This is a genomic window from Pseudomonas sp. 7P_10.2_Bac1 (genome assembly GCF_025465935.1).
GTDB lineage: Bacteria > Pseudomonadota > Gammaproteobacteria > Pseudomonadales > Pseudomonadaceae > Aquipseudomonas.
Map to the genome: position 1 here is coordinate 1 of NZ_JANLNV010000057.1, position 26,731 is coordinate 26,731.

Below are 26,731 nucleotides of genomic sequence, written 5' to 3' on the forward strand. Positions count from 1 at the left end.
CCCCCCCCCACCCCCGCTCCTACACAAGGGAGACATATTCAGAACCACTGGCGGGGTCCGGTATTGCCGAGACGGCACTAACCTTTTTCTTTTGATGCATATTCACAAGGAAAGGGAATGGCGGATTCGGCTCATGGATGTCGGTTACGAAAAGGAAGATATTCCGAAAGTGGCCGTATTTATCTGGTCACTGCAGTGGTGAAGAATCGTGAGCCGTTCTTCAGTGATTTTCTTGTTGCCCGCTTACTGGTCAATGAACTAAAGCGAACCCATCAAGAGCGTTACGTCACATCACTGGCATGGGTCGTGATGCCGGATCACTTTCATTGGCTGATTGAGCTCAAACACGCCAGTCTTTCAACGGTGATGCAACGGACAAAATCACGTGCGGCCATGAGCATTGGCGTTGCACAAGGAAGCACGCTCAAGCTTTGGCAAAAGGGCTATCACGACCGAGCAATCCGTTATGACGAAGATGTAGTTCATGCTGCCCGTTACATCGTTGCCAACCCACTGCGGGCAGGCTTGGTCAAGCGATTGGGTGACTACCCTCACTGGGATGCCACCTGGCTATAAACACACCACCACACTGTAGGAGCGAGCTTGCCTCGCGATCTTTTCACCCAATAAAAAACCCCGAAGGGCTCGCGCCTTTCGGGGTTGTGGGTCTTGGCATGAGTTACAACTTGGCGATGGACACTTCGGTGGATTTCACGAATGCGATCACTTCGCTGCCTACCACCAGTTCCAGCTCTTTGACCGAGCGGGTGGTGATCACGGAGGTGACGATGCCGGACGCGGTTTGTACGTCGATTTCGGACAGGACGTCGCCCAGTACGATTTCTTTGATGTGGCCTTTGAATTGGTTACGAACGTTGATGGCTTTGATAGTCATGGTGTCGATTCCTGTCTTGAGGGAAAAGTAGGTTTAAAGTGCCCAACGCAGTTGCGTGGGCAGCGGTGCAACAGGGTCTGGCTCAGGAGGCGAACCAGGTAAAGCTAGCACTCGGTGAAGCACTTCGGTTTCCAGTGCCGCCAGTCGGTGTGAACCCCTCACGCGAGGGCGCGGCAGTTCGACGGTGAGGTCCAGCCCCACTTCGCCGTCTTCGATCAGGATCACCCGATCGGCAATCGCCACCGATTCGCTGACGTCATGGGTCACCAGCAATACGGTAAATCCATGCTGACGCCACAGGCGTTCGATCAGTTGTTGCATCTCGATGCGGGTCAGCGCATCCAGGGCACCCAACGGCTCATCCAGCAATAGCAAACGCGGTTGGTGGATCAAGGCACGCGCCAGGGCCACACGCTGCTTTTGCCCACCCGACAAGGCCGCTGGCCAGTCATTGGCACGCTCGGCCAGACCCACTTCTTCCAGCGCTTTGAGGGCTTTTGGCCGCCAGTCGCCCTTGAGGCCCAGGCCCACGTTGTCGATGACTTTTTTCCAGGGCAACAAACGCGCTTCCTGGAACATCAGCCGGGTGTCTTCACGTACGTCTTGCAGCGGTGCGCTACCGGCCAGCAGCTCGCCACCCGTGGGCAGATCCAGCCCGGCCAACAGGCGCATCAGGGTGCTTTTGCCACATCCGCTGCGGCCCACAACGGCGACAAACTGGCCCGCCGGGATATGCAGATTGATGTCGCGCAGCACCAGACGATCACCAAAGGCTTTTTGCAGGCCCTTGATTACCAGCGGAATGCCCTGACGCAAATGCGGAGGTTGTTGAGCCGTCATGCCGCACCGCCTTTAGCCACTTGATAAGCCGGATGCCAGCGCAACCAGACACGTTCCAGACCCCGGGCGGCGCTGTCTGCCAGCTTGCCGAGGATCGCGTACATCACAATGGCCAGCACCACCACGTCGGTTTGCAGAAACTCCCGGGCGTTCATTGCCAGGTAGCCAATGCCTGAGCTGGCAGAGATGGTTTCAGCCACGATCAGCGTCAACCACATAAAGCCCAGGGCAAAGCGCACGCCCACCAGAATCGAAGGCAACGCACCCGGCAGGATCACTTGCCAGAACAGGGCGAACCCGGACAAACCGTAGCTGCGCGCCATTTCCACCAATGCCGGATCGACGTTGCGGATACCGTGGTACGTGTTGAGGTAGATCGGGAACAACGTCCCCAGTGCCACCAGGAAAATCTTGGCCGATTCGTCGATGCCGAACCACAGGATCACCAGCGGGATCAGCGCCAGATGCGGCACGTTGCGGATCATTTGCACCGAGCTGTCGAGCAGGCGTTCGCCCCACTTCGACAGCCCAGTGATAAAGCCCAGCGCCAGGCCGATGCTGCCGCCGATGGCAAAGCCCACACCGGCACGCCAGCCGCTGATAGCCAAGTGTTTCCAGATCTCCCCACTGCGCACCAGTTCTACGCCCGCTTCGATCACGGCCAGCGGTGAGGGCAGGATCCGCGTCGACAGCCAGCCTGCCGACACCGACAACTGCCACACCGCCAGCAGCAACACCGGCAATGCCCAAGGGGCAAACGTGTGAGCGATTTTATGAAGGCCTGTAGCCTTTGCCGTACTCATGCCCGCCTCAGCTCTGCGACGCGGCTTTAGGGAGAATGTCGTTGGCTACCATTTCACCGAACGGGCTGACATAGCCTGCGCTTTTCGGCAGTTCCGGGCGCTCGACATCCAGGTGCGGGAACAACAGTTCTGCCACGCGGTACGACTCTTCCAAGTGTGGATAACCCGAGAAGATAAAGGTGTCGATGCCCAGGTCGGCGTATTCCTTGACCCGCGCTGCAACCGTCGGGCCGTCACCGACCAGCGCCGTGCCCGCGCCGCCGCGAACCAGGCCCACGCCTGCCCACAGGTTAGGGCTGACTTCGAGGTTGTCGCGGCTGCCACCGTGCAGGGCGGCCATGCGTTGCTGGCCCACCGAGTCAAAGCGCGACAGCGATGCCTGGGCACGGGCGATGGTGTCGTCGTCCAGGTGCGAGATCAGTTTGTCGGCGGCTTTCCATGCTTCTTCGTTGGTTTCACGCACGATCACGTGCAGGCGAATACCGAAGCGCACGGTACGGCCGAGTTTGGCGGCCTTGTCGCGCACTTGGCGGATTTTTTCCGCAACGGCGGCCGGTGGCTCGCCCCAGGTCAGGATCATTTCAACCTGTTCGGCGGCCAGGTCTTGCGCCGCTTCAGACGAGCCACCGAAGTACAACGGCGGACGCGGTTGCTGGATGGGCGGATAGAGCAACTTGGCGCCTTTGACCTTGATGTGCTCGCCATCGTAATCAACGGTTTCGCCTTCCAGCACACGGCGCCAGATACGGGTGAATTCCACCGAGGCCTGGTAGCGCTCTTCATGGCTCAGGAACAGGCCGTCACCGGCCAGTTCGTCCGGGTCACCACCGGTCACCAGGTTGAACAGTGCGCGGCCGCCAGACAGGCGGTCCAGGGTCGCCGCCTGGCGGGCCGCCACGGTCGGCGACACGATGCCAGGGCGCAGAGCCACCAGGAATTTCAGGCGCTGAGTCACCGGGATCAGCGAGGCTGCCACCAGCCAGGAGTCTTCGCAGGAACGCCCCGTGGGAATCAACACCCCACCAAAGCCCAGGCGGTCAGCGGCTTGCGCCACTTGTTGCAGGTAACCGTAATCAACCGCGCGAGCGCCTTCGGAGGTGCCAAGGTAATGGCCGTCACCGTGGGTAGGCAGGAACCAGAAAATGTTGAGGCTCATGGAGTGGTCTCCTAAGTGGGTACAGCAAGCGTTAAGGGGCTTTGGCCGCGGTGGCGGGTGGCGTCCAGATCACATCTTTAATCGTCAGCGGCTTTGGAATGAGCTTGAGCTGGTAGAAGCTGTCGGCAATCTTCTGCTGGGCATTGACCACGTCCGTGTTCAGGAACTGGGCGCCGTAGCCTTGGCGTTTCACCGAAGTCTCGGTGATGTCTGCCGGCAAGCCGAGCAACGGAGCGACCTGCTGGGTCACTTCTTCCGGGTGAGCCTTGGCCCACTCACCGACGTTGCGCACTTCATCGACCAAGGTTTCGATCACTTTGGGGTGCTTTTCAGCAAACGGCTTGGTGGCCAGGTAGAACTGGTGGTTGTCCGCAATACCGGTCGCATCGCGCAGCGTACGGGCGTGCAACTGTTGTTCGGCAGCAGCCTGGTAAGGGTCCCAGATCACCCAGGCATCGACACTGCCACGCTCGAAGGCCGCACGGGCATCGGCAGGTGGCAGGAAAACCGTCTGGATATCGGAGTACTTCAAGCCGGCATCTTCAAGGGCACGCACCAGCAGGTAGTGCACGTTGGAGCCTTTGTTGAGGGCGACTTTTTTGCCTTTGAGGTCTTTGACCGAGGTAATGGTCGAGTCTTTGGGCACCAGAATCGCTTCGCTGGTCGGCGCTGGCGGCTCGTAGGCGACGTAGAGCAGATCTGCACCGGCGGCCTGAGCAAATACCGGTGGGGTTTCGCCGGTCACACCGAAGTCAATCGAGCCAACGTTCAGGCCTTCCAGCAGTTGCGGGCCGCCGGGGAACTCAGTCCATTGCACGTCCACGCCCTGCTCGGCCAGACGCTTTTCCAGCGTGCCTTTGGCTTTGAGCAGCACCAGGGTGCCGTACTTCTGATAGCCAATACGCACCGTATCGGCCTGGGCTTGCAGGGCAACACCTAAAGACACGGCTGCGGCCAGCAGGGTGGCCAAACCACGACGCAAAATCACAGGGCGCATGACGCTCTCCTTTATGTTCTTGTTCTGTAGGAGCGAGCTTGCCTCGCGATCTTTTAAAAGATCCAAAGATCGCGAGGCGGCTCGCGCCTGCAGCGTGTTTTAAATTCAGATGCTCCAGCGAGCCGTGCGCAGGCGCTCGTTGAGGATGTTGGGGTCCAGCGGTTTCGGGCGGCGGGCCAGGGCGCAGTAGAAGTGCTCCAGTGACTCGTTCAAGCGTTGCTCCAGAACCGGTACCAGCTGCGCCTGGGCGCTGCCTTCGCCGTAGGCGATCTGGCTGTCTTCGGCAAAGATGCCGTGCAGCATTTCCTGGGCCTTGAGTGCTGACAGCACGGGCTTGAGCGCGTAGTCCACCGCCAGCATGTGGGCGATGCTGCCACCGGTGGCAATCGGCAGAACCACCTTATGGCTCAGGGCGCGTTCGGGAAGCAGGTCGAGCATGGTTTTAAGCGCGCCACTAAAAGAGGCCTTGTACACCGGGGTCGCAATCACCAGGCCGTCTGCCTGCTCGATTTGCTGCAGCAGGTCGATGATCTTTGGGCTGTCGAAGCGTGCGTGCAGCAAGTCTTCAGCCGGGAAATCACGCACCTGATAGCTCACCACTTCAACGCCTTTCTGGTTGAGCCAGTGTTTGGCGCGGTCGAGCAACACCCCGGATCGGGAGCGTTGGCTTGGGCTACCTCCGATTGTCACAACCAGCATTTAGAGATTTCCTTGAATGAAATTTTTCAATTTGCCGTCAGCGTTTTCGCTTAGATGGAACTGACATTAACAGGTGTTTTTTATATCCATAAATCATATTTGTTCATTTGTTTATTCCTTAAATGAATATGGTTTTCGAGACAAAAAAAAGGCCGTCGAAACGGCCAAAACCCTGTGACATTGAAGAGGAACACCTGTAGCCACGTAAGCGGCTACAGGTTGCAAACGTTACTTGTTTGGCTGAGGTGTCAGGCGCAGGTAGGGCTTGACCGCGCGATAACCTTTAGGGAAGCGTTTTTTGATTTCGTCTTCGTCCTTGAGCGACGGCACGATCACCACTTCGTCGCCGTCCTGCCAGTTGGCGGGCGTGGCCACTTTGTAGTTGTCGGTCAGTTGCAGCGAATCAACCACCCGCAGGATTTCGTTGAAGTTACGTCCCGTGCTGGCCGGGTAGGTAATGGTCAGGCGAATCTTTTTGTTCGGGTCAATCACGAACAGCGAACGCACGGTCAGGGTGTCGTTGGCGTTGGGGTGGATCAGATCGTAGAGGTCGCTGACCTTGCGATCGGCGTCTGCCAGGATCGGGAAGTTAACGACTGTGTTTTGTGTTTCGTTGATGTCGCCGATCCACTTGTGGTGCGAGTCCACGGGGTCGACCGACAGTGCGATGGCTTTGACGCCGCGCTTGGCAAATTCGTCCTTGAGCTTGGCTGTGAAGCCCAGTTCGGTCGTGCACACGGGAGTGAAGTCTGCCGGATGCGAAAACAGAATGCCCCAGCTGTCGCCCAGCCAGTCATGGAACTTGATGGTGCCAGCGCTGGAATCCTGTTCGAAATCGGGGGCGATATCGCCGAGTCTTAGGCTCATGGTGCAGCTCCTTTTTATCGTGAATGGCGGGGCGTGATGGAGCTACTTTGCCTACGTCAGAAGCGAATTAAAAAGAATAAATATCGATTTGATTAGAACCAGAAAGAATAATAAAAACTGTTTCATTGGACGCCACCAGGCACCAGGTCCACTCTGGATTCAGGTTTAGGCAAGGGGAGCGGCAAGGAGCCGCGACTACTTAATGTGTTACGAATCAGCCGTCTGGCACTTCGGTAAACACCCTGCCCGGCATTGCGCCGGGCAGGACTTTTCTTACTTTTACGTCTTACTTTTTTTCGCTAAATACAGCTTACAGCAACGGGATCGAGTAGCTGACGATCACACGGTTTTCGTCCTGGTTGCGCTGGCCAGCAATGGTGTTGCGCCACATGGCGTTTTTCCACATGAAGCCCAGGTTTTTCAGAGCGCCTTCCTGAACAACGTAGGCAACAGTGATGTCACGCTCCCACTCGGTGGCGCCATCGTTGGTTTGTACTTTGCTGGCGTTGTAGGTGTCGATGTTGTTACCGCGCAGGTACACAGCACCGGCGGTCAGGCCAGGTACGCCAACTTTGGCGAAGTCATAGGAGTAGCGCGCTTGCCAGGTACGTTCGCCGGCACGGCCGAACTTCTGGATTTGCGAGTCAGTGATGGTGTAGTTGGACGAGCCATCACCCTGGTTCAGCCAAGGGAAGTCGCTGCTGCCGTTGCTGACCTGGTAACCGCCACCAAAGGTGTGACCTTCAACCGAGTACAGGAACAAGGCGCTGTACAGGTTGTTGTCGACTTTGCCTTTGCCGCCAGCCAGGCTCTGGTAGTTACCGCTGCTGTAGTAAGCAGGGTCGTAGCCGTTTCGGCCGTCGTCTTTGCTGTTGAAGTAGCGCAGGTCAGATTTCAACACGCCCGGGCCGATCGCCCAGTTGTGGACCAGGCCCAGGAAGTTCTGTTTGTAGAACTTGTCCAGGTTGCCGTAGTAGTACTGAACCAACAGATCCTTGTTGATCTTGTAGTCGCCACCGGCGTAGACGAACTTGTTGCTGTTGGCTGTACGAGCGTTCGCGCCGCCAATCGACATTTGTTCGTTGTTGCTGGAGTTACGGCCTTTAACGTGCTCGATCTGACCGGCGATCAGGGTCAGGTCCTTGATCTCGTTGGAGGTGACCTGGCCACCTTCAAAGGTCTGTGGCAGCAGACGACCATCGTTATAGGAGATGACCGGCAGTTTCGGCATCAGGGTGCCGTAACGCAGTTCGGTCTGGGAGAACTTGGCTTTGGCAGTCACGCCCAGGCTTGAGAAGTCATTGACTGCTCTGCCGTTGGACTTGCTCGGGAACACAGTGCCGCCGTACGACGTGGAGCTGGCGCCGTTGGTGCCACCGCCCGAATCCAGACGTACGCCCAGCAGAGCAATGGCGTCCAGACCAAAGCCAACAGTCCCCGCGGTAAAGCCCGAGGTGTAATCCACTTGGAAGCCTTGGCCCCACTCTTCCTGCTTGCTCTGTGCACCTGCAGCTTTGGTGCCTGCGTCACGGTTGTCAGTGTTGATGTAAAAGTTACGCAGCTTCAGCGTCGCTTTGCTGTCTTCGATGAACCCTTCAGCGCTCGCTTGTTGCGCCAGCAAGCCGAGGGCTACAGCCACGGCAACGGTGGACTTCTTCATGGTGCTGCTCCTTTGAATTCTAATTTTTGTAGTTCTTTAGCCCGAAATCTGACGTCTCGGTGCTACAGATGCGCGATTAGCGCCAGACAGTGACTGCCAAGTCAATCGTAACTTTTCGTGTTTACGACCTTTGTCTAGTCATCTGCGTTTTTTACCTAGATTAAAGACTTTTTCATAAACCAAAAAAGAATTATTTCAAAATTCTTCATAACCTATTGGTATATGAAAGGAAACTTCTTACGTTCTAGCGGGCGGATGCTATCGACCTTTAGTCGCATTTATAAATAGATTTTTATGAAATTTTTAAGAACGGTTTATGTAGCGGCACAGAAACGATTTTCCGTGACCGCAAAATCCCACTAAAGCTCGTGCGCGCGCACGTATAGAAGGATCAATAACTTTATAAGCTAATGCCTAAAAGTTATTTATTTACTCATTCTTAGATCATTTAACCTCGCACCCAGCCAATAAACGGCCGTCAGCCGAGGAATTCCCCGATGAAACTGAAGACCCCTCTCCGCCTTTTGGCAGCACTCTCTCTGGCCGGTGCCAGTTTCTTTGCCCAAGCCGCGAACGATGTGACCGTGGCCTACCAAACCACCGTTGACCCGGCCAAAGTGGCCCAGGCCGACGGCGCTTATGAAAAAGCCACAGACGCCAAAATCAACTGGCGCAAGTTTGATAACGGTGCCGACATCATTGCTGCCATCGCCTCGGGCGACGTGCAGATCGGCTACCTGGGTTCGAGCCCGCTGACCGCTGCGGTCACCCGCGGCGTGCCGGTCGAAACCTTCTTGATCGCTACCCAGATCGGCGGGGCTGAAGCCCTGGTCGCCCGCAATGGCTCGGGCATCAACACCCCACAAGACCTGGTAGGCAAAAAAGTCGCCTTGCCGTTTGTCTCGACCGGCCACTACAGCCTGCTGGCCGCGTTGAAACACTGGAACATCGACCCGTCGAAAGTGACCATCCTGAACCTCGCGCCACCCGCCATTATCGCGGCCTGGAAGCGCGGTGACATCGACGCGACCTACGTGTGGGACCCAGCACTGGGTGTGGCCAAAGACAGCGGCAAAGTGCTGATCACCTCGGGCGAACTGGGCAAGCTGGGCGCTCCGACCTTTGATGCCTGGATTGTGCGCAAGGACTACGCGGCCAAGCACCCGGAAATCGTCAAGGAATTCGCCAAAGTCACTCTGGATGCCTACGCCGACTACAACAAAGACCCTAAAGCCTGGGTTGCCAACCCAAGCAACGTCGCCAAGGTTGAGAAGCTCTCCGGCGCCAAGGCTGCTGACATTCCTGGCCTGCTGGAAGGCAACGTCTACCCGGTGACTGCCGAGCAAAAACAACTGCTGGGGGCTCCGACCACCAAGGCTCTGACTGACACCGCCGCCTTCCTGAAAGAACAGGGCAAAGTCGACGCCGTTCTGCCGGACTACGCACCGTCAGTCACCGACAGTTTTGTCACTCAATAACGTACGCCACCTGAGGAATCGACCGTCATGGCCTTGTTATCACTGGAGCGCATCAGCGCACAGTACCCAGGCGCAGCTGAGCCGGTGCTGTCGGATATTTCCGTCAATCTCGGACCTCAGCAACTGTTGGTCGCACTTGGTCCTTCGGGCAGCGGGAAAACCTCGCTGCTCAACCTGATTGCCGGTTTTGTTGAACCCAGCGGCGGACGCATCACCCTGGATGGCGCCCCGGTCAAAGGCCCTAGCGCCGAACGTGGCGTGGTGTTCCAAGACGACGTATTGCTGCCCTGGCAAGACGTGCTGGCCAACGTCGGTTTCGGCCTTGAGCTGGCCGGCATTGAGCGCAGCAAGCGTGAAGCACGGGCCCGCGAAATGCTGGCACTGGTGGATCTGTCGGGTTTTGAAAAGCGCCGCGTCTGGGAGCTTTCGGGCGGTCAACGGCAACGCGTGGGCCTGGCCCGCGCCTTGGCGGCCGACCCGCGGGTGTTGCTGATGGATGAACCCTTCGGCGCCCTGGATGCATTCACCCGTGAACAGATGCAAGAGCTGTTGCTGCAAGTGTGCAAACGTACGGACAAACCGGTGTTCCTGATTACTCACGACATCGAAGAAGCCGTGTTTCTGGCCACCGACCTGATTCTGTTGGCCCCCAATCCAGGCCGTATCGTTGAGCGCCTGACCCTGGATTTCGGTCGGCGGTACAACGCTGGCGAGTCGGCGCGCTCGATCAAATCCGACCCTCGCTTTATTGAAACCCGTGAGCACGTGCTTGAACGTGTATTTTCACAACGCGGAGCCGCCCAGCGGCAGGAGCGCGCATGAGCAGTTATGAAGCAGCCGCAGCCCCTGTTGCTGCACCCCACGCACCGCGCCCGGTCAAGCGCAGTTTGAGTACACGCTGGATCAGCGTCATTACCCTGATCGTATTGCTGGCCGCCTGGTGGGGCGTAACCGCTGCGGGCTTGATCGAGCCGCTGTTTTTGCCGCCACCGTCTGCCGTGCTGGAGAAAGGCTGGTTGTTGGCGACCAAAGGCTACATGGACTCCACGCTGTGGCAGCACTTGAGCGCCAGCCTGAGCCGCATTGGCCTGGGTCTGGGTTTTGCGATTCTGACAGCGGTGCCGGTCGGCATTGCCATCGGTCATAACCGCATTGCACGTGGCATTTTCGACCCGCTGATCGAGTTCTACCGCCCGATCCCGCCACTGGCTTACTTGCCGCTGATCGTGATCTGGTGCGGCATCGGCGAACTGTCGAAAGTCCTGCTGATTTACTTGGCCATTTTTGCCCCGATTGCGATTGCAACCGCAACCGGCGTACGGACCGTCGACCCGGCCAAGATCCGTGCGGCACAGTCGCTTGGGGCGAGCCGCTGGCAACTGATTCGCCACGTCATTCTGCCCAGCGCCCTGCCCGATATCCTGACCGGTATCCGTATTGGCCTCGGAGTGGGCTGGTCGACGTTGGTGGCCGCAGAACTGATCGCTGCCACCAGCGGCCTGGGTTTCATGGTGCAGTCTGCCGCCCAGTTTTTAGTCACGGACGTGGTGGTGCTGGGCATTCTGGTCATTGCCATCATCGCCTTTGCCATGGAAATGGGCCTGCGCGCCCTGCAACGCAAACTGGTGCCGTGGCACGGCCAGGTTCACTAATTACACCGAATATCACACGACGCCGACCCATCGGCGCGCTGCTAGCGAGACGACCATGAGCCTGACCGTTACCCCAATTAGCTCTGCCCTGGGTGCCCAGATTGAAGGCATTGACCTGACTCAACCACTGAGTGTGGAACAGCGCGATGCCATCGAGCAGGCACTGCTTGAGCACCAGGTGATTTTCTTCAAGAACCAGGTCATCACCCCTGAACAACAGGCGCGTTTTGCCGCCAACTTTGGTGACCTGCACATCCACCCGATTTACCCCAACGTGCCCGAGCAGCCTGAAGTGCTGATCCTGGACACCGCCGTGACTGACGTGCGTGACAACGCGGTGTGGCACACCGACGTGACCTTCCTGCCGACCCCGGCGCTGGGCGCGGTGTTGAGTGCCAAGCAGTTGCCGGCCTTTGGGGGCGATACTTTGTGGGCCAGCGGCATCGCGGCATTTGAGGGCTTGTCCAAACCTCTGCAAGTGCTGCTCGACGGCCTGACCGCCACTCACGATTTCACCAAATCGTTCCCGCTGGAGCGTTTTGGCTCAACGCCCGAAGACCTCGCGCGCTGGGAGCAGACCCGCAAAAACAACCCGCCGCTGTCGCACCCGGTGGTGCGTACTCACCCGGTCAGCGGGCGTAAAGCGCTGTTCGTCAACGAAGGCTTTACCACCAAGATCAATGAGCTGTCAGAGCTGGAAAGCGAGGCAATCCTGAAACTGCTGTTTGCCCACGCAACTCGCCCTGAGTACACCATCCGCTGGCGCTGGCAGGAAAACGACGTGGCCTTCTGGGACAACCGCGTGACCCAGCATTACGCCGTGGACGACTACCGCCCGAACCGCCGCGTAATGCACCGCGCGACCATTTTGGGTGATGCACCGTTCTGACCTGAAATGCCTGGCCCGCACGCACTGCCGTGCGGGCACATCTGTCAGCGGCCTCTGCGCCCGCCAGGGTCGGTCATGAAAGGCAACGCACTTCGCCTTTGCGCCGTCACCGGCACTTCACGCAAGGTGAAATGCGTAGCACTGGGCGCATAAGCCCTCACCAACAGGTTTGACAGCCCCGGGTTCTCTACCTTGAACGCCGTCTGAAGCGGGTAAATACGCTCGGCTTCATTCACAGGCGAAGCGAGTTCCAGTGCACTGCTGCCGATGACCGTCAACATGACCGGGTTGAACGTGCCGTGCCGAGTATCGTAGTCGCCGCTGGCAAAACGCTTGGCGACACTGGGCATGTCACTGACCGACAGAAACTGCTCTGTACGCAGCACATCCCCCTGTCTGGCATGGGCTGCCAATGCCTTCAAGCCCACATCGGTGACACGATGCCCGCGATAACCGGTGGATTGGCCACTGGGGTAAGACCGGACGTGACTATCCAGCAGACTTACTGCTTCTGACCGGCTGACGCTCAACGCCGCATCGAGGCCAGCTCGCTGGGGTTCAGATAGATGGTCGTCCTGGTGTTGCATTGAGGTGAACGTATCGACGACGTTGGCGCCCGTCCAATCGCCTGGCTCAGGATTGAAGAACGGGTTGGTCATTGCCCGAGCGGTCTCATTAAAGTAGTTGGCCGACGCAATATAGGCGTCGGTCAAACCGCGGAATATATCGGCCGGATAGGGCGCGTCAATGCTCACCGACTCGTTGTAATCGTGCATCTCGCCGTAGCTGTATCCTGCAGCGCGCACGGCCCGGATGGTGTCATCCATTGGCGTGTCCAGAGCCTGTCCAAAGTGGTACTGATGGTCAAAGTAATGCAGGGGGGAGGGATAGATATGCGGGTGGTTCTCTCGCAAAAACGTGTCGAGGGCCTGGATACGCAGGGGCCGGGTATCGGGATTGCCGCCATTGAAGCCCCACAGATCTTTAAACGTTATGGGGTTGTTGCCTACCATCGCGTACAGGTTCATGCCGCCCACATCACCGCCAGGGTCCGGGCTTACCCAACGCTGAAGCCACGGTGCGTAATATCTGAACCCAAAGTAGTACAGCCCGCTCGCGTCCAGCTCCTTACCTGAGTAACGGGTAATCTTGTACTTGCCCTGCAAGGCACTTTTTGCGGCCCACCAGGCCGTACCGCCATAGGGGTAGTAACTTTCCTGACTGATCAACTCGGCCTTGCCATTGAGTTCCAGCATGCTGCTGCCCAGATGGTCCGACAGGCTGAAACGAATGTCGTTATCGGGCATGCCGTGCGGGCGCCCCTGCTCCCACTGCAAGACCTTGATATCGCTATTGCCCACGGGCGTCTTGATGACATTGAGCTGCTCACCGGTGGCGGTATCGCGGCGAATTTCCAGGCCGGGTAAGTACAGCACCTCGTAAGTATGGGTCTGCCCATGGCTGCGGGTGGTCCGCACTTTTCGCGTGCGCTGCCCCATGCCGTCATACCCGTACATTTCATCGTCATTAAGGCCGTTCTCCCGAGTCACCAGCGCGACGGCTGACACTTCATTGCTCACACCCCATTGCAATGCCTGCCCTCGAACCCGCTCCAACTGATTGCCGTTTAAATCGAAATCACGGCCCAAGCCAGGTTGTACAGGGGCTGCGTCGGAGTCGCGCACCACGGCATGGTTACTGTTGCTGGCTATCAGCATCGTGCGGGTGTACCCATGCCCTGCGCTTACCTGGTGTTTTAACTGCGCCAGATTGCCGCCCTCATCGTGGGTATAGGTTTGGGTGTAGGTGCGCCACACACTGCTGTCTGTGGCGCCGAACAGAACGAGCCCTGGCAGCGCCGAGGTCGGCATGTTGGCCGCGTTTTCCCGCCCCGTGGCACTGATGAGTTGGTACAGCGAGTCGTAGCGATAGAGGCTGACAGGGTTCACTTGCGTGTTACTGGACCACTGTATGGGCTGGGCCTCATCGCCGACCCGCGTCACATTGCCCACTCGGTCGTAGTCGTAGTTCAAGTCCTGCAACGGTGTATTGCTCTGACCCAGGCGATACGTGGCCAAGCGCTTCAAGCGGCCATCGAAAGGGGAATACTGCATCGTGGTCATGACATTGTTGCCTGCCCGCTCAGACTCCAGTTGCCCCCGCGCGTTGAATACTCGCTGGTCAACCAGCACCTGCTCTGTATCGCCCTTGAGCGTCAGAGAGCTTTGATGCAATTGGCCATCGACGGCGTACTGATTGCGTTGCAAGTTGCCCTTAGCGTCTGTTTGCTCGATGAGGTCGGCGAACGCATTGTAGTGCCAGCGGGTGGAGTAGCGCGGCGAGTCCCCCTTGAGCACGGGCTCGGTCAGTGAGGTGTAAAACATTCGCTGCTCGCTCATCAGCTGCCCCAGCAACGAATACTGCTCATACAGCAGCACCCCTGAAGGGTCTTCGTGGCGAATGAGTCGCCCACAGCAGTTGGCCAGCCCGGCGGGCGCATCGTTGCCCGCATAGGTCAACCGTTCGACATGACGAGCCGACGCCTCATGCGCCGCCTGTTTGAAAACATCCGTCGGCCTGAGAAGCGCGTCGAAATAATAGCGTTGCTGCGCGCCACGAGAGTCCCAACGCGTCATCACTTGCCCGCCCGCCCCCCTGAGTAGCCAACGCCTGCCCGCATCGACACTCTGCGTGCTTAAGGTCCGGCCGGTCAGGGTGTAATGGGTACGTTGGTTGGGGGATGCTTGCGCCTGATCGAGATGCAAGGCATAGAGCCGCGGGTCCCATTGCTCTTGCAAAAAACCCGTCGCCCCAAAGAGGCTGTGCCAAGTGCGAGTCTGCGCCTGGGTAGCGGAAGACGTACGGTGATAAGCCACACTGCGGACCTCCAGACCTCGCGGATCCATTGCCACAAGCGTAGGCGTGTGCTGGTGTAAAAAGCTGGGCATGACAATATCCTTGAAGAAAAGATAGCCATGCGAACGTACAAAACCGGCTGGGTAAGCGGGTGGTAAATAATGCTGTGGTTTTGGGTGTGCGAATGAATGGAGAAGCCCTTTACCCTAGCCTTCTCGCTGAGGGTGAGGGCATTGTCGTTTTGGCAAAAACGGCGGCAGGTACAACCCCAGATATGCATCCACGACGCGCAAGCCTTCTTCAGCCATGCGCGGGGTGATGCTGTCGTGCAGCTGGATCGACCGCGCGTATACGCGGTCACCCAATTCCATCGCCAAGGCAAACACGTCCACGTCCTGCGGCAGGACCGGCAATTCAAAATGCCGGGCAAACAACGCGTGCAGCAGTTGCCCCAATTCAAGGTCGTGCTGACGATCAGCCTGCGTCACTTCGGTGAGACCGTGCTGAGCCAGGATGAGCTGCCGGGCCGCCGCATCTTCGCTGTAGAGGGTCATCATGCGCTGCTCAACAACCCGTGACAGGTCACGCCAGGTCAGCAAGGCGTCATGATCGATGGGCGCTTGCAGGCAGGCACGAAAAGCACCGTGCACATCCTCGGTGAGTGCTTGCAGCAAGGCGGGCACGCTGGCGAAGAAGTGATACACCGAAGAAGGCGGGATATCGGCACGCTCGGCCACGCTGTAGATCGACAGGCTGGCCACGCCTTGTGTCGCCAGCAAGGTGCGGGCGGCGGCAAGGATCGAGTCGATTCGGCCCTGGCTGCGTGCGCGAGGTTTGCGAGGGGTGGCACGTGGGGTGGCGAGGCGCGTCATGGGTGTCTCCTGCGGGGCTGCAGGCATTGTACGAGCCGGGTCTGCAGATTGCACAGGCATAAAAAAACGCCACGGGCGGTAAAGCCCGCGGCGTTTTCTGAGTACCGCAATCGCTTATACGGTATGCAGGTACCAGTTGTACTCGAGGTCGGAGATGGAGTGTTCAAACTCCTCCAGCTCGCTCTCTTTACAGGCCACAAAAATATCGATGTATTTTGGATCGATGTATTTGGCCATGACCTCGCTGTCGTCCAACTCACGCAGTGCATCACGCAGGTTGTTCGGCAGGCTTTGTTCGTTTTGCTCGTAGCTGTTGCCTTCTACCGGAGCATTTGGCTCGATTTTGTTGGTCAGACCGTGGTGTACACCGGCCAGCACAGACGCCATCAGCAAATACGGGTTGGCATCGGCACCGGCTACGCGGTGTTCGATACGCACGGCATCGGACGAACCCGTCGGAACGCGCAGGGCGACCGTACGGTTGTCCAGACCCCAGCACGGCGAGTTCGGCACGTAGAACTGAGCACCGAAACGACGGTAGGAGTTGACGTTAGGGCATAGGAACGCCATCTGCGCCGGTAGGGTCTCGAGCACACCGCCGATCGCGTGACGCAATGCGGCGTTCTGCTCGGGATCCTCGCTGGCAAAAATATTTTTGCCATCTTTGTCCAGAATCGAAATATGGACGTGCAGCCCGTTGCCCGCCTGGCCTGGGTAAGGCTTGGCCATGAAGGTGGTGTCCATCTCATGGTCGTAGGCGATGTTCTTGATCAGACGCTTGAGCAGTACCGCGTAGTCGCAGGCCTTGATGGGGTCGGCAACGTGGTGCAGGTTCACTTCGAACTGCGCCGGGGCACTTTCCTTGACGATGGCGTCGGCGGGAATGCCTTGCTCTTTGGCACCTTCCAGAATGTCCTGGAGGCAGTCGACGTATTCGTCGAGGTCGTCGATCAGGTAAACCTGAGTCGAATGCGGACGCTTGCCGGAAATCGGTGAGCGTGGTGGTTGTGGACGGCCGTTTACGTTCTCCTGGTCGATCAGGTAGAACTCCAGTTCAAACGCCGCACAAACGGTCAAACCCAGCTCGTCAAACTTTGTAACAACTTGGCGCAACACTTCGCGCGGATCGGCGAAGAAAGGCTCGCCTTCAAGTTCGTGCATGGTCATCAGCAGTTGCGCGGTTGGGCGCTTTTGCCAAGGTTCATTGCACAGGGTGTCAGGGATTGGATAACAGATTCGGTCTGCGTCACCGATGTCCAGACCCAGACCGGTGCTTTCCACCGTTGAGCCATTGATGTCCAGGGCAAATAAGGAGGCAGGCAGGTTAATGCCCTTCTCGTAAACCTTGTGGAGGCTGGTGCGTTCGATGCGCTTACCGCGCACCACACCATTCATATCCGCAATTAGAAGGTCTACGTACAGAACCTCAGGATGATCCTTAAGGAACGCGTTCGCTTCGTTAAGCTGAACGGCACGCGGGGGTACCGACATGATGCAACACCTTTGTTGTTAAAAATATCAATCATTGAGCGCTACGGGTTTCAGTCAACCCGAACGGCATACCGAAGTCAAGCAACCTCTTTTTTGCCCCAAAAAAGCGCTCGAAGGGCATTTTTGACGCATTTTAGGGCGATTTTCGCCCTTATATCGCGCCACTACCCGCTGGCTTGAGCGGGCCGTGTTGTATTTTTTACGGGGGTGTTGTGTAAAAAAATGAACGAGGCTAAGCTCGATTCAAACCCATAACAGCAATAATACCGGGGTGTTACATGTCACGCCTGCCAATAATCGGCGTCACAGCCTGCACCAAACAGATCGGTTTGCACCCTTATCACATCACTGGCGATAAGTACGTGCGAGCAGTCGCGGTCGCAGCCAAAGGCTTGCCTCTGATCCTGCCGTCACTGGCCGAATTGATCAAACCGTCCGATATTCTGGACGGCCTCGACGGTCTGTTATTTACCGGTTCCCCCTCCAATATCGAGCCCCATTTGTATCACGGCCCTGCCAGCGCGCCCGGCACGCTGCATGACCCTGAACGTGATCGCACCACCCTCCCGCTGATCCGCGCCGCACTGGCCGCAGGGGTTCCGGTGCTCGGCATTTGCCGGGGTTTTCAAGAGCTAAATGTAGCCTTGGGCGGCTCACTTCACCAGAAATTGCACGAAGTCGAAGGTTTTATCGAGCACCGTGAGGACCCCAGCGCACCGCTCGAGGTGCAATACGGGCCCAGCCATGCCATGCACGTTCAACCGGGCGGTGTGCTGGCAGGTTTGGGGCTGCCGAGCGACTTCGACGTCAACTCGATTCACACCCAGGGCATTGACCAATTGGCCCCAGGGTTGCGCATTGAAGCCACCGCTCCCGACGGGCTGGTAGAAGCGGTATCAGTAAAAGACGGCAAGGCTTTTGCTTTAGCAGTTCAATGGCACCCTGAATGGCAGGTAAGCTCTAATCCGATTTACCTCGCAATCTTCAAGGCATTCGGAGATGCCTGCAGACGGCGCGCGCACCAACGCGACGCCGGCGCGTCAGTAAACGCCTGACTTATTTCAAGTCAGGAAACTCAGCCCAGAGGCATTTATGAGTAACAACCTCGACCAGCTCACCGATTGGTTGAAAGACCACAAGATCACAGAAGTCGAATGCATGATCGCCGACCTTACCGGCATTGCCCGCGGTAAGATCTCGCCGACCAACAAATTCATTGCCGAAAAAGGCATGCGCCTGCCCGAGAGCGTATTGCTGCAGACCGTTACGGGCGACTACGTCGAAGACGACATCTATTACGAACTCCTCGATCCGGCCGACATCGACATGGTCTGCCGTCCCGATCAGAACGCCGTATATGTTGTGCCTTGGGCCATTGAGCCAACCGCTCAAGTGATTCACGACACTTACGACAAGCAGGGCAACCCGATTGAGTTGTCACCGCGCAACGTGCTTAAAAAGGTCCTCAAACTCTATGCCGACCACGGCTGGCAGCCGATCGTGGCGCCTGAAATGGAGTTTTACCTGACCAAGCGCAGCGAAGACCCGGACTACCCGTTGCAGCCGCCGGTAGGCCGCTCCGGTCGCCCGGAAACCGGCCGTCAGTCCTTCTCTATTGAAGCGGCCAACGAATTCGACCCGCTGTTCGAGGACGTGTACGACTGGTGCGAACTGCAAGAACTGGATCTGGACACCCTGATCCACGAAGACGGCACCGCACAGATGGAAATCAACTTCCGTCATGGCGATGCCCTGTCGCTGGCCGACCAGATCCTGATTTTCAAACGCACCATGCGTGAAGCCGCGCTCAAGCACAACGTGGCCGCCACTTTTATGGCCAAGCCCATGACCGGCGAGCCGGGCAGCGCGATGCATTTGCACCAGAGCATCATCGATATCGCCACCGGCAAGAACATCTTCTCGAACGACGACGGCACCATGAGCCAGTTGTTCCTCAACCACATCGGCGGCCTGCAGAAGTTCATCCCTGAATTGCTGCCACTGTTTGCACCGAATGTGAACTCCTTCCGCCGCTTCCTGCCTGATACCTCAGCGCCGGTAAACGTTGAATGGGGCGAAGAGAACCGCACCGTCGGCCTGCGTGTACCGGATGCCGGCCCGCAAAACCGCCGCGTCGAAAACCGCTTGCCGGGCGCCGATGCCAACCCGTACCTGGCCATTGCTGCCAGCTTGCTGTGTGGCTACATCGGCATGGTCGAAGGCATCAACCCAAGCGCGCCTGTAGTCGGGCGCGGCTATGAACGCCGCAACCTGCGCTTGCCGTTGACCATCGAAGACGCCCTGGAGCGGATGGAAAACAGCAAGACTGTCGAGAAGTACCTCGGCAGCAAGTTCATCACCGGTTACGTCGCCGTTAAACGCGCCGAACATGAGAACTTCAAGCGCGTCATCAGTTCGTGGGAGCGGGAATTCCTGCTGTTCGCCGTCTGACACGCCGGGGGTCGCATCTGGAAGGTGCGGCCTCCCAACTGAATAAAAGGAGAGCTGTATGACAAGCAAGAACCCGCAAACGCAAGCCTGGCAACAACTGAGCAACGATCACCACCTGGCCCCTTTCAGTGACTTCAAGCAATTGAAAGAAGTCGGCCCGCGCATCATCACTCACGCCAAGGGCGTGTACCTCTGGGACAGTGAAGGTCACAAGATTCTCGACGGCATGGCCGGCCTGTGGTGTGTTGCCATTGGCTATGGCCGTGACGAGCTGGCCGATGCCGCCAGCAAGCAAATGCGCGAACTGCCTTACTACAACCTGTTCTTCATGACCGCTCACCCGCCGGTACTTGAGCTGTCAAAAGTCATCGCCGAGATCGCGCCAGAAGGCATGAACCACGTGTTCTTCACAGGCTCCGGCTCCGAAGGCAACGACACCATGCTGCGCATGGTTCGCCACTACTGGGCGATCAAAGGCCAGCCGAACAAGAAAACCATCATCAGCCGTAAAAACGGCTACCACGGTTCGACCGTGGCCGGCGCCAGCCTGGGCGGCATGACCTACATGCACGAACAAGGCGACTTGCCGATCCCGGGCATTGCCCACATCCCGCAACCTTACTGGTTCGGTGAAGGCGGCGACATGTCCCCGGAAGAGTTCGGTATCTGGGCAGCCAACCAACTGGAAGAAAAAATCCTTGAGCTGGGCGTCGACAACGTCGGTGCCTTTATTGCCGAGCCTATTCAGGGTGCAGGCGGCGTGATTGTGCCGCCAGAAACCTACTGGCCGCGCATCAAGGAAATCCTCGCCAAATACGACATTCTGTTCGTGGCCGACGAAGTGATCTGCGGCTTTGGTCGCACCGCCGAGTGGTTCGGCAGTGATTTCTACGACCTCAAGCCCGACATGATGACCATCGCCAAGGGCCTGACCTCAGGCTACATCCCGATGGGCGGTCTGATCGTGCGCGACGAAGTGGTCGCTGTGCTCAACGAAGGCGGCGATTTCAACCACGGCTTCACCTACTCCGGTCACCCGGTGGCGGCCGCCGTTGCGCTGGAAAACATCCGCATCCTGCGCGAAGAAAAAATCATCGAGAAGGCTAACGCCGAAACGGCACCGTATTTGCAAAAGCGTTTACGCGAACTCAACGATCACCCGTTGGTGGGCGAAGTGCGCGGTGTTGGCCTGTTGGGCGCCATTGAACTGGTGCAGGACAAAGCCACTCGCAAACGTTATGAGGGCCGGGGTGTCGGCATGATCTGCCGCCAGTTCTGCTTTGATAACGGCCTGATCATGCGCGCCGTTGGCGACACCATGATCATCGCGCCACCGCTGGTTATCAGCAAAGATGAAATCGATGAATTGGTGGCCAAGGCCCGCAAGTGCCTGGATCTAACCTTGGAAGCATTGCAGGGTTAACTGCTAGGCTCTCGGCGCAAGAAAAACGCGGCGCTTGTGTAGGCAATTACGCTTAGAGCCTTAAGAATCAAGGCTCTTCCCTTGAAAGCCTGCCCTGGAACTTGCCAGACTAGCCGCCGGCTTTGGTTGCCCTGTCATCAGGTCGCTGAATCGGTGGTTTAAAAGAACAATTGGAGCATTACAGATGAAGGCATCAGGTTTTAAAAAAGCTGGCAAGACCCTTCTCGCCCTTTCCTTGATGGGTGTGATGGCCGGGGCAGCACAAGCAGCAGACAAAGTGCTGCACGTTTACAACTGGTCCGATTACATCGCACCCGATACCGTCAAAAAGTTTGAAGACAAAACCGGTATCAAAGTGGTTTACGACGTGTTCGACAGCAACGAGACCCTGGAGGCGAAGCTGCTGGCGGGCAAGTCTGGCTACGACATCGTCGTGCCGTCCAACAACTTCCTGGCCAAGCAGATCAAAGCCGGTGTTTACCAGGAGCTGGACAAGTCCAAGCTGCCTAACTGGAAAAACCTCGACCCTGCCCTGCTCAAAGCCGTTGGCGATGCCAGTGACCCGGGCAACAAATATGCGTTCCCGTACATGTGGGGCACCATCGGTATCGGCTATAACCCTGAGAAGGTCAAAGCCGCGCTGGGCGTCGACAAAATCGACTCCTGGGACATCATCTTCAAGCCAGAGAACATTGAAAAACTCAAAAGCTGTGGCGTGAGCGTGCTCGACTCGCCGACCGAAATGCTGCCTGTTGCGCTGCATTACCTGGGCCTGCCGACCAACACCCAGAAAAAGGATGATTTGCAGAAAGCCGAAGACCTGTTCCTCAAGGTGCGTCCTTCGATCGCTTACTTCCACTCCTCCAAGTACATCTCTGACCTGGCTAACGGCAACATCTGTGTCGCCGTGGGCTACTCGGGCGACCTGGAGCAATCCATCTCCCGCGCCAAAGAAGCCGGTGACAAGGTCAAACTCAAATACGTGATCCCTAAAGAAGGTGCTGGCAGCTTCTACGACATGGTCGCCATCCCTAAAGATGCCGAAAACGTTGATGCCGCTTACGCCTGGATGAACTTCCTGATGGAACCGGAAGTGATGGCCGAGATCACTAACAGTGTTCGTTTCCCGAACGGTAACAAGGCTGCAACACCGTTGGTGAATAAAGACATCTCGGGTGACCCAAGCATCTATCCGTCGGATGAAGTCAAAGAGCATCTGTACGCGATCAGTGACCTGCCGCCTGCAACCTTGCGCCTGCTGACTCGCAGCTGGACCAAGATCAAGTCCGGTAAGTAACACGGCAATCCTGTAGGAGCGAGCTTGCCTCGCGATCTTTTAAACGATCAAAAGATCGCGAGACACGCCCGCTCCTACAGGCAGATTTCATGTGAAATCAGCGTGTTATCGCAATAAATCGCATAAAACTTTGCTGTGCAGGTTTATCAAGGGTAAGTTGCGCGCCGGTTTTGTCTTTGGTAGCTCAGCTGCCGCAAGACACGGGCAACTCAGGCCCAACTATTTAGAGGACCACCACGTGTCTATTTCCTTGTTTCGCAAGACCTTGATGGTCGGAGCCGGTTTAGCGCTTGCAGTCAGCGTACAAGCGGCCCCCACCGTGCACATTTATAACTGGTCGGACTACATCGCACCCGATACGCTGGCCGACTTTGAAAAAACCACCGGCATCAGACCGTTGTATGACGTCTTCGATTCCAACGAAACCCTGGAAGGCAAGCTGCTGGCTGGCCACACAGGTTATGACGTGGTCGTTCCGTCTAACCACTTCCTGGGCATACAGATCAAAGCGGGCGCTTTCCAGAAGCTCGACAAATCGCAATTGACCAACTATTCCAACCTCGATCCTGCCTTGCTCAAGCGCGTTGAGCAGAACGATCCGGGCAACCAATACGCCGTACCGTACCTGTGGGGCACCAACGGCATTGGTTACAACGTCGATAAAGTCAAAGAAGTCCTGGGCGTCGACAAAATCGACTCATGGGACGTGGTCTTCAAGCCAGAGAACATCCAGAAGCTGCAAAAGTGCGGCGTATCGTTCCTGGATTCGGCCAATGAAATGATGCCGACGGTGCTTAACTATCTGGGCCTGAACGCCAACAGCACCGATCCAAAAGACTATAAGAAAGCCGAAGACGTGCTGTTGAAGGTGCGTCCATACGTCACCTACTTCCACTCGTCCAAATACATCTCTGACCTCGCCAACGGCAACATCTGCGTAGCGATCGGTTTCTCCGGTGATGTGTTCCAGGCCAAGACCCGTGCCGACGATGCCAAAAAAGGCGTCAACATCGCCTATGTTGTTCCCAAGGAAGGCGGCGCGCTGTGGTTTGACATGCTGGCGATTCCAAAGGACTCCAGCAACGTCAAGGAAGCTCACGCGTTCATCAACTACCTGCTCCAACCCGAAGTAATCGCCAAAATCAGTGACTACGTTGGCTACGCCAACCCCAATCCTGCGGCTGACAAAGTGATGGATGAGTCCATCCGTACCGACACTGCGGTTTACCCAACCCAGGCGGTACTGGACAAAACTTACGTTTCGACCGAGCTACCCCCGAACATTCAGCGTTTGATGACGCGTTCGTGGACTAAGGTCAAAACGGGCAAATAGCTCGTAAGACCACCTATCCAAGGCCCTAGCCTCTTGTTAGGGCTGCTAAATTTGTTGGGAGTTTCGTAAATGGCTGTTGCCTCCGGCGCCTATAAGAAAGCCCTCGAGGGCGATCAGACCCCTAAACAGGTTCTGGTCAAAATCGACCGGGTCACGAAAAAATTCGACGAGACAGTTGCAGTGGACGATGTGTCCCTGGAAATCAACAAAGGCGAGATCTTCGCCTTGCTCGGCGGATCGGGATCGGGCAAATCTACCTTGCTGCGCATGCTCGCCGGTTTCGAGCGCCCAACTGAGGGTCGTATTTTCCTCGATGGCGTCGACATCACCGACCTGCCGCCCTACGAGCGGCCGATCAACATGATGTTCCAGTCGTATGCCTTGTTCCCGCACATGACCGTGGCGCAAAACATCGCCTTCGGCCTCAAGCAGGACAAAATGCCGAGCGCCGAAATTGATGCGCGCGTCGGGGAAATGCTCAAACTGGTGCACATGACCCAGTACGCCAAGCGCAAGCCGCACCAATTGTCGGGCGGTCAGCGCCAGCGTGTGGCACTGGCCCGTTCCCTGGCCAAGCGTCCAAAATTGCTGCTGCTCGACGAGCCCATGGGCGCGCTGGACAAAAAACTGCGTTCGCAGATGCAACTGGAGCTGGTGGAAATCATCGAGCGCGTCGGCGTGACCTGCGTCATGGTGACCCACGACCAGGAAGAGGCCATGACCATGGCCCAGCGCATCGCGATCATGCACCTGGGTTGGATCGCGCAGATCGGCAGCCCGATCGACATCTACGAAACCCCGGTCAGCCGCCTGGTGTGCGAGTTCATCGGTAACGTCAACCTGTTCGAAGGCGAAGTGGTCGACGACGCCGAAGGCTACGCCCGCATCAACAGCCCGGAGCTGGAGAACGACATTTACGTCGGGCATGGGGTGAGCACTTCGGTAGAAGACAAACACATCACCTACGCGATCCGCCCTGAAAAGATGCTGATCACCACCGAAAAGCCGACCTATGAGCACAACTGGTCGCGCGGCAAGGTGCATGACATCGCCTACCTGGGCGGGCACTCGGTGTTCTACGTCGAATTGCCGAGCGGCAAGCTGGTGCAATCGTTCGTGGCCAACGCTGAACGCCAGGGCGCCCGCCCTACCTGGGACGATCAAGTCTATGTCTGGTGGGAAGACGACAGCGGCGTGGTACTGCGCTCATGAACATGCGAAAGCTCAAACGCCGACTGCAACGAATAACCCCCGGTGGCCGTCATATGGTCATCGGGATTCCATTCCTGTGGCTGTTTCTGTTCTTCATGCTGCCGTTCTTCATCGTCCTGAAGATCAGCTTTGCTGAAGCCGACGTTGCGATCCCGCCATACACCGAGATCTTCAGCTACGTTGACCAGAAGCTTGAGATCCTGCTGAACCTGGGCAACTACGCCATGCTGGGCGACGATGAGCTGTACATCGCCGCCTACCTGGGCTCGCTGAAGATGGCCTTCATCAGCACTGTGTTGTGCCTGCTGATCGGTTATCCGATGGCCTACGCCATCGCCAATGCGCGCAAAGAGATGCAGACCGTTCTGGTACTGCTGATCATGATGCCGACCTGGACCGCGATCCTGATCCGTGTTTACGCGTGGATGGGCATTCTCAGCAACAACGGCCTGCTCAACGGCTTTTTGATGTCCATGGGCTGGATCGATCAACCGCTGCAGATCCTCAACACCAACACCGCGGTGTACATCGGTATCGTGTACTCGTACCTGCCCTTCATGATCCTGCCGCTGTACGCCAACCTCGTGAAACACGACAAAAGTTTGCTGGAAGCCGCGTCTGACTTGGGCTCGAGCACCTTCAACAGCTTCTGGAAAATCACCGTTCCGCTGTCCAAAAACGGCATCATCGCCGGCTGCATGCTGGTGTTTATCCCGGTGGTGGGTGAGTTCGTGATTCCGGAACTGCTAGGCGGCCCGGAAACCCTGATGATCGGTAAAGTGTTGTGGCAAGAGTTCTTCAACAACCGTGACTGGCCGGTAGCGTCTGCACTGGCGGTGGTCATGCTGGCGATCCTGATCGTGCCGATCATCCTGTTCAACCGCAGCCAGGCTAAAGAGCTGGAGGGCAAGATATGAAGCGCATCCGTTTCTCTAGCTTTATGTTGGTGGTAGGGCTGTTGTTCATCTACCTGCCGATGCTGATCCTGGTGATCTACTCCTTCAACGCTTCCAAACTGGTGACGGTGTGGGGCGGCTGGTCGCTGAAGTGGTACATGGGCCTGACCGACAACACGCAACTGATGGGCGCAGTGATGCGCTCGCTGGAAATCGCCTGCTACACCGCCATTGCAGCGGTCGCACTGGGCACCCTGGCGGCGTTCGTGCTCACCCGTATCAGCCACTTCAAGGGCCGCACATTGTTCGGCGGCCTGGTGACGGCGCCACTGGTAATGCCTGAGGTGATCACCGGTCTGTCGCTGTTGCTGCTGTTCGTGGCCATGGCGCAGATGATTGGCTGGCCGCAAGAGCGCGGCATCGTCACCATCTGGATCGCCCATACCACGTTCTGTGCGGCCTATGTGGCGGTGGTGGTGTCGGCGCGTCTGCGTGAGCTGGACCTGTCCATCGAAGAAGCGGCCATGGACCTGGGTGCCAAGCCGTGGAAGGTGTTCTTCCTGATCACCATCCCGATGATCGCCCCGTCCCTGGCGGCGGGCGCCATGATGTCCTTTGCCCTGTCGCTGGACGACCTGGTACTGGCCAGCTTCGTGTCCGGCCCGGGCTCCACGACCTTGCCGATGGAAGTGTTCTCGGCCGTGCGTCTGGGGGTTAAACCCGAGATCAACGCCGTGGCCAGCCTGATCCTGCTGGCGGTGTCGTTGGTGACCTTCCTGGTGTGGTTCTTCAGCCGCCGCGCCGAAGAGCACCGCAAAAAAGCCATCCAGCAAGCCATCGACGAAGCCGCTGCCGAGTCCTGGAAACAACCCGATGTACGCCGTCCAAAGTCGCCTACTGCGGTGTAAGACAGCCCACTAAAAAACCTCGCCTCCCGTAACTGGGAGGCGAGGTTTTTTTATGG

The 26,731-nt window shown here is 57.6% G+C and carries 24 protein-coding genes; 13 read left to right on the forward strand and 11 right to left on the reverse strand.

Annotation, left to right across the window (positions count from 1 at the left end; translation table 11 throughout):
* The first annotated feature begins 117 nt into the window (after positions 1 to 117).
* Positions 118 to 576: an REP-associated tyrosine transposase gene (locus tag NTD86_RS09325; RefSeq protein ID WP_262201917.1), complete on the forward strand. Its 459-nt coding sequence runs from the start codon at positions 118 to 120 to the stop codon at positions 574 to 576.
* A 103-nt stretch (positions 577 to 679) separates the two neighbouring features.
* Here NTD86_RS09325 and NTD86_RS09330 read toward each other — a convergent pair whose 3' ends face one another.
* The 8 genes from NTD86_RS09330 to NTD86_RS09365 all read right to left on the reverse strand — a co-directional run bounded on the left by NTD86_RS09330 (position 680) and on the right by NTD86_RS09365 (position 7,917).
* Positions 680 to 895 carry a molybdopterin-binding protein gene (locus tag NTD86_RS09330; RefSeq protein ID WP_003444581.1) on the reverse strand — a complete coding sequence of 72 codons (216 nt, stop codon included), beginning with the start codon at positions 893 to 895 and terminating at the stop codon, positions 680 to 682.
* A 33-nt stretch (positions 896 to 928) separates the two neighbouring features.
* Positions 929 to 1,735: an aliphatic sulfonates ABC transporter ATP-binding protein gene (gene ssuB, locus NTD86_RS09335; RefSeq protein ID WP_262201918.1), complete on the reverse strand. Its 807-nt coding sequence runs from the start codon at positions 1,733 to 1,735 to the stop codon at positions 929 to 931.
* Complete coding sequence (gene ssuC / locus NTD86_RS09340; protein WP_262201919.1) at positions 1,732 to 2,538, reverse strand: aliphatic sulfonate ABC transporter permease SsuC; 807 nt, start codon at positions 2,536 to 2,538, stop codon at positions 1,732 to 1,734. The genes ssuB and ssuC overlap by 4 nt, the downstream gene beginning before the upstream one ends.
* 7 nt (positions 2,539 to 2,545) lie before the next feature.
* On the reverse strand, positions 2,546 to 3,694 hold the full coding sequence (gene ssuD / locus NTD86_RS09345) for an FMNH2-dependent alkanesulfonate monooxygenase (RefSeq protein ID WP_262201920.1): 1,149 nt from the start codon (positions 3,692 to 3,694) through the stop codon (positions 2,546 to 2,548).
* A gap of 31 nt (positions 3,695 to 3,725) precedes the next feature.
* The gene (locus NTD86_RS09350) at positions 3,726 to 4,691 is read right to left on the reverse strand and encodes a sulfonate ABC transporter substrate-binding protein (protein ID WP_262201921.1); all 966 of its coding nucleotides are present in this window, start codon (positions 4,689 to 4,691) and stop codon (positions 3,726 to 3,728) included.
* A gap of 105 nt (positions 4,692 to 4,796) precedes the next feature.
* The gene (gene ssuE, locus NTD86_RS09355) at positions 4,797 to 5,390 is read right to left on the reverse strand and encodes an NADPH-dependent FMN reductase (protein ID WP_262201922.1); all 594 of its coding nucleotides are present in this window, start codon (positions 5,388 to 5,390) and stop codon (positions 4,797 to 4,799) included.
* Positions 5,391 to 5,618: 228 nt separating this feature from the next.
* The gene (locus NTD86_RS09360) at positions 5,619 to 6,257 is read right to left on the reverse strand and encodes a peroxiredoxin (RefSeq protein WP_262201923.1); all 639 of its coding nucleotides are present in this window, start codon (positions 6,255 to 6,257) and stop codon (positions 5,619 to 5,621) included.
* 310 nt (positions 6,258 to 6,567) lie between these two features.
* The gene (locus NTD86_RS09365; RefSeq protein WP_262201924.1) at positions 6,568 to 7,917 is read right to left on the reverse strand and encodes an OprD family porin; all 1,350 of its coding nucleotides are present in this window, start codon (positions 7,915 to 7,917) and stop codon (positions 6,568 to 6,570) included.
* Positions 7,918 to 8,414: 497 nt separating this feature from the next.
* Between NTD86_RS09365 and tauA the strand changes: the two genes are divergently transcribed.
* From tauA to tauD, 4 genes are read left to right on the forward strand one after another with little or no spacing between them, the layout of a single operon-like run.
* On the forward strand, positions 8,415 to 9,395 hold the full coding sequence (gene tauA, locus NTD86_RS09370) for a taurine ABC transporter substrate-binding protein (RefSeq protein WP_262201925.1): 981 nt from the start codon (positions 8,415 to 8,417) through the stop codon (positions 9,393 to 9,395).
* Between the two features lie 27 nt (positions 9,396 to 9,422).
* The gene (gene tauB / locus NTD86_RS09375) at positions 9,423 to 10,217 is read left to right on the forward strand and encodes a taurine ABC transporter ATP-binding subunit (protein ID WP_262201926.1); all 795 of its coding nucleotides are present in this window, start codon (positions 9,423 to 9,425) and stop codon (positions 10,215 to 10,217) included.
* Positions 10,214 to 11,047, forward strand: coding sequence for a taurine ABC transporter permease TauC (gene tauC / locus NTD86_RS09380; protein ID WP_262201927.1), 834 nt, complete (start codon positions 10,214 to 10,216; stop codon positions 11,045 to 11,047). Before tauB ends, tauC begins: the two co-directional genes overlap by 4 nt.
* A gap of 55 nt (positions 11,048 to 11,102) precedes the next feature.
* Positions 11,103 to 11,936 carry a taurine dioxygenase gene (tauD, locus tag NTD86_RS09385; RefSeq protein ID WP_262201929.1) on the forward strand — a complete coding sequence of 278 codons (834 nt, stop codon included), beginning with the start codon at positions 11,103 to 11,105 and terminating at the stop codon, positions 11,934 to 11,936.
* Between the two features lie 44 nt (positions 11,937 to 11,980).
* Here the strand turns inward: tauD and NTD86_RS09390 are convergent, their stop codons facing one another.
* The 3 genes from NTD86_RS09390 to NTD86_RS09400 all read right to left on the reverse strand — a co-directional run bounded on the left by NTD86_RS09390 (position 11,981) and on the right by NTD86_RS09400 (position 17,155).
* Positions 11,981 to 14,884 (reverse strand): RHS repeat-associated core domain-containing protein, encoded by a 2,904-nt coding sequence (locus NTD86_RS09390; RefSeq protein WP_262201930.1) that lies wholly within the window; start codon positions 14,882 to 14,884, stop codon positions 11,981 to 11,983.
* A gap of 114 nt (positions 14,885 to 14,998) precedes the next feature.
* Complete coding sequence (locus tag NTD86_RS09395) at positions 14,999 to 15,664, reverse strand: TetR/AcrR family transcriptional regulator (protein WP_262201931.1); 666 nt, start codon at positions 15,662 to 15,664, stop codon at positions 14,999 to 15,001.
* Positions 15,665 to 15,778: 114 nt separating this feature from the next.
* Complete coding sequence (locus NTD86_RS09400) at positions 15,779 to 17,155, reverse strand: glutamine synthetase family protein (protein ID WP_262201932.1); 1,377 nt, start codon at positions 17,153 to 17,155, stop codon at positions 15,779 to 15,781.
* A 278-nt stretch (positions 17,156 to 17,433) separates the two neighbouring features.
* On the opposite strand from NTD86_RS09400, the gene NTD86_RS09405 reads away from it, so the two are divergent.
* The 8 genes from NTD86_RS09405 (at position 17,434) to NTD86_RS09440 (ending at position 26,675) form a co-directional block, all read left to right on the forward strand.
* Entirely contained in the window at positions 17,434 to 18,210 is a 777-nt protein-coding gene (locus NTD86_RS09405; RefSeq protein ID WP_262201933.1) for a gamma-glutamyl-gamma-aminobutyrate hydrolase family protein, read from the forward strand.
* A 37-nt stretch (positions 18,211 to 18,247) separates the two neighbouring features.
* Entirely contained in the window at positions 18,248 to 19,606 is a 1,359-nt protein-coding gene (locus NTD86_RS09410; protein WP_262201934.1) for a glutamine synthetase family protein, read from the forward strand.
* A 58-nt stretch (positions 19,607 to 19,664) separates the two neighbouring features.
* On the forward strand, positions 19,665 to 21,029 hold the full coding sequence (locus NTD86_RS09415; RefSeq protein ID WP_262201935.1) for an aspartate aminotransferase family protein: 1,365 nt from the start codon (positions 19,665 to 19,667) through the stop codon (positions 21,027 to 21,029).
* A 184-nt stretch (positions 21,030 to 21,213) separates the two neighbouring features.
* Positions 21,214 to 22,326 (forward strand): polyamine ABC transporter substrate-binding protein, encoded by a 1,113-nt coding sequence (locus NTD86_RS09420; protein ID WP_262201936.1) that lies wholly within the window; start codon positions 21,214 to 21,216, stop codon positions 22,324 to 22,326.
* Positions 22,327 to 22,564: 238 nt separating this feature from the next.
* Positions 22,565 to 23,659: a polyamine ABC transporter substrate-binding protein gene (locus tag NTD86_RS09425; RefSeq protein WP_315974735.1), complete on the forward strand. Its 1,095-nt coding sequence runs from the start codon at positions 22,565 to 22,567 to the stop codon at positions 23,657 to 23,659.
* A 69-nt stretch (positions 23,660 to 23,728) separates the two neighbouring features.
* A complete protein-coding gene (locus NTD86_RS09430; RefSeq protein WP_262201937.1) occupies positions 23,729 to 24,871 on the forward strand; it encodes an ABC transporter ATP-binding protein in 1,143 nt (380 codons plus the stop codon).
* Positions 24,868 to 25,788 (forward strand): ABC transporter permease subunit, encoded by a 921-nt coding sequence (locus tag NTD86_RS09435; protein WP_262201938.1) that lies wholly within the window; start codon positions 24,868 to 24,870, stop codon positions 25,786 to 25,788. The genes NTD86_RS09430 and NTD86_RS09435 overlap by 4 nt, the downstream gene beginning before the upstream one ends.
* Positions 25,785 to 26,675, forward strand: coding sequence for an ABC transporter permease subunit (locus NTD86_RS09440; protein ID WP_262201940.1), 891 nt, complete (start codon positions 25,785 to 25,787; stop codon positions 26,673 to 26,675). Before NTD86_RS09435 ends, NTD86_RS09440 begins: the two co-directional genes overlap by 4 nt.
* Positions 26,676 to 26,731: the final 56 nt, after the last annotated feature.

Bases quoted from the DNA above. Each gene is read 5' to 3' on its own strand.
- NTD86_RS09325 (WP_262201917.1), top strand. From the start codon at position 118: ATGGCGGATTCGGCTCATGGATGTCGGTTACGAAAAGGAAGATATTCC.
- NTD86_RS09330 (WP_003444581.1), bottom strand. From the start codon at position 895: ATGACTATCAAAGCCATCAACGTTCGTAACCAATTCAAAGGCCACATC.
- ssuB (WP_262201918.1), bottom strand. From the start codon at position 1,735: ATGACGGCTCAACAACCTCCGCATTTGCGTCAGGGCATTCCGCTGGTA.
- ssuC (WP_262201919.1), bottom strand. From the start codon at position 2,538: ATGAGTACGGCAAAGGCTACAGGCCTTCATAAAATCGCTCACACGTTT.
- ssuD (WP_262201920.1), bottom strand. From the start codon at position 3,694: ATGAGCCTCAACATTTTCTGGTTCCTGCCTACCCACGGTGACGGCCAT.
- NTD86_RS09350 (WP_262201921.1), bottom strand. From the start codon at position 4,691: ATGCGCCCTGTGATTTTGCGTCGTGGTTTGGCCACCCTGCTGGCCGCA.
- ssuE (WP_262201922.1), bottom strand. From the start codon at position 5,390: ATGCTGGTTGTGACAATCGGAGGTAGCCCAAGCCAACGCTCCCGATCC.
- NTD86_RS09360 (WP_262201923.1), bottom strand. From the start codon at position 6,257: ATGAGCCTAAGACTCGGCGATATCGCCCCCGATTTCGAACAGGATTCC.
- NTD86_RS09365 (WP_262201924.1), bottom strand. From the start codon at position 7,917: ATGAAGAAGTCCACCGTTGCCGTGGCTGTAGCCCTCGGCTTGCTGGCG.
- tauA (WP_262201925.1), top strand. From the start codon at position 8,415: ATGAAACTGAAGACCCCTCTCCGCCTTTTGGCAGCACTCTCTCTGGCC.
- tauB (WP_262201926.1), top strand. From the start codon at position 9,423: ATGGCCTTGTTATCACTGGAGCGCATCAGCGCACAGTACCCAGGCGCA.
- tauC (WP_262201927.1), top strand. From the start codon at position 10,214: ATGAGCAGTTATGAAGCAGCCGCAGCCCCTGTTGCTGCACCCCACGCA.
- tauD (WP_262201929.1), top strand. From the start codon at position 11,103: ATGAGCCTGACCGTTACCCCAATTAGCTCTGCCCTGGGTGCCCAGATT.
- NTD86_RS09390 (WP_262201930.1), bottom strand. From the start codon at position 14,884: ATGCCCAGCTTTTTACACCAGCACACGCCTACGCTTGTGGCAATGGAT.
- NTD86_RS09395 (WP_262201931.1), bottom strand. From the start codon at position 15,664: ATGACGCGCCTCGCCACCCCACGTGCCACCCCTCGCAAACCTCGCGCA.
- NTD86_RS09400 (WP_262201932.1), bottom strand. From the start codon at position 17,155: ATGTCGGTACCCCCGCGTGCCGTTCAGCTTAACGAAGCGAACGCGTTC.
- NTD86_RS09405 (WP_262201933.1), top strand. From the start codon at position 17,434: ATGTCACGCCTGCCAATAATCGGCGTCACAGCCTGCACCAAACAGATC.
- NTD86_RS09410 (WP_262201934.1), top strand. From the start codon at position 18,248: ATGAGTAACAACCTCGACCAGCTCACCGATTGGTTGAAAGACCACAAG.
- NTD86_RS09415 (WP_262201935.1), top strand. From the start codon at position 19,665: ATGACAAGCAAGAACCCGCAAACGCAAGCCTGGCAACAACTGAGCAAC.
- NTD86_RS09420 (WP_262201936.1), top strand. From the start codon at position 21,214: ATGAAGGCATCAGGTTTTAAAAAAGCTGGCAAGACCCTTCTCGCCCTT.
- NTD86_RS09430 (WP_262201937.1), top strand. From the start codon at position 23,729: ATGGCTGTTGCCTCCGGCGCCTATAAGAAAGCCCTCGAGGGCGATCAG.
- NTD86_RS09435 (WP_262201938.1), top strand. From the start codon at position 24,868: ATGAACATGCGAAAGCTCAAACGCCGACTGCAACGAATAACCCCCGGT.
- NTD86_RS09440 (WP_262201940.1), top strand. From the start codon at position 25,785: ATGAAGCGCATCCGTTTCTCTAGCTTTATGTTGGTGGTAGGGCTGTTG.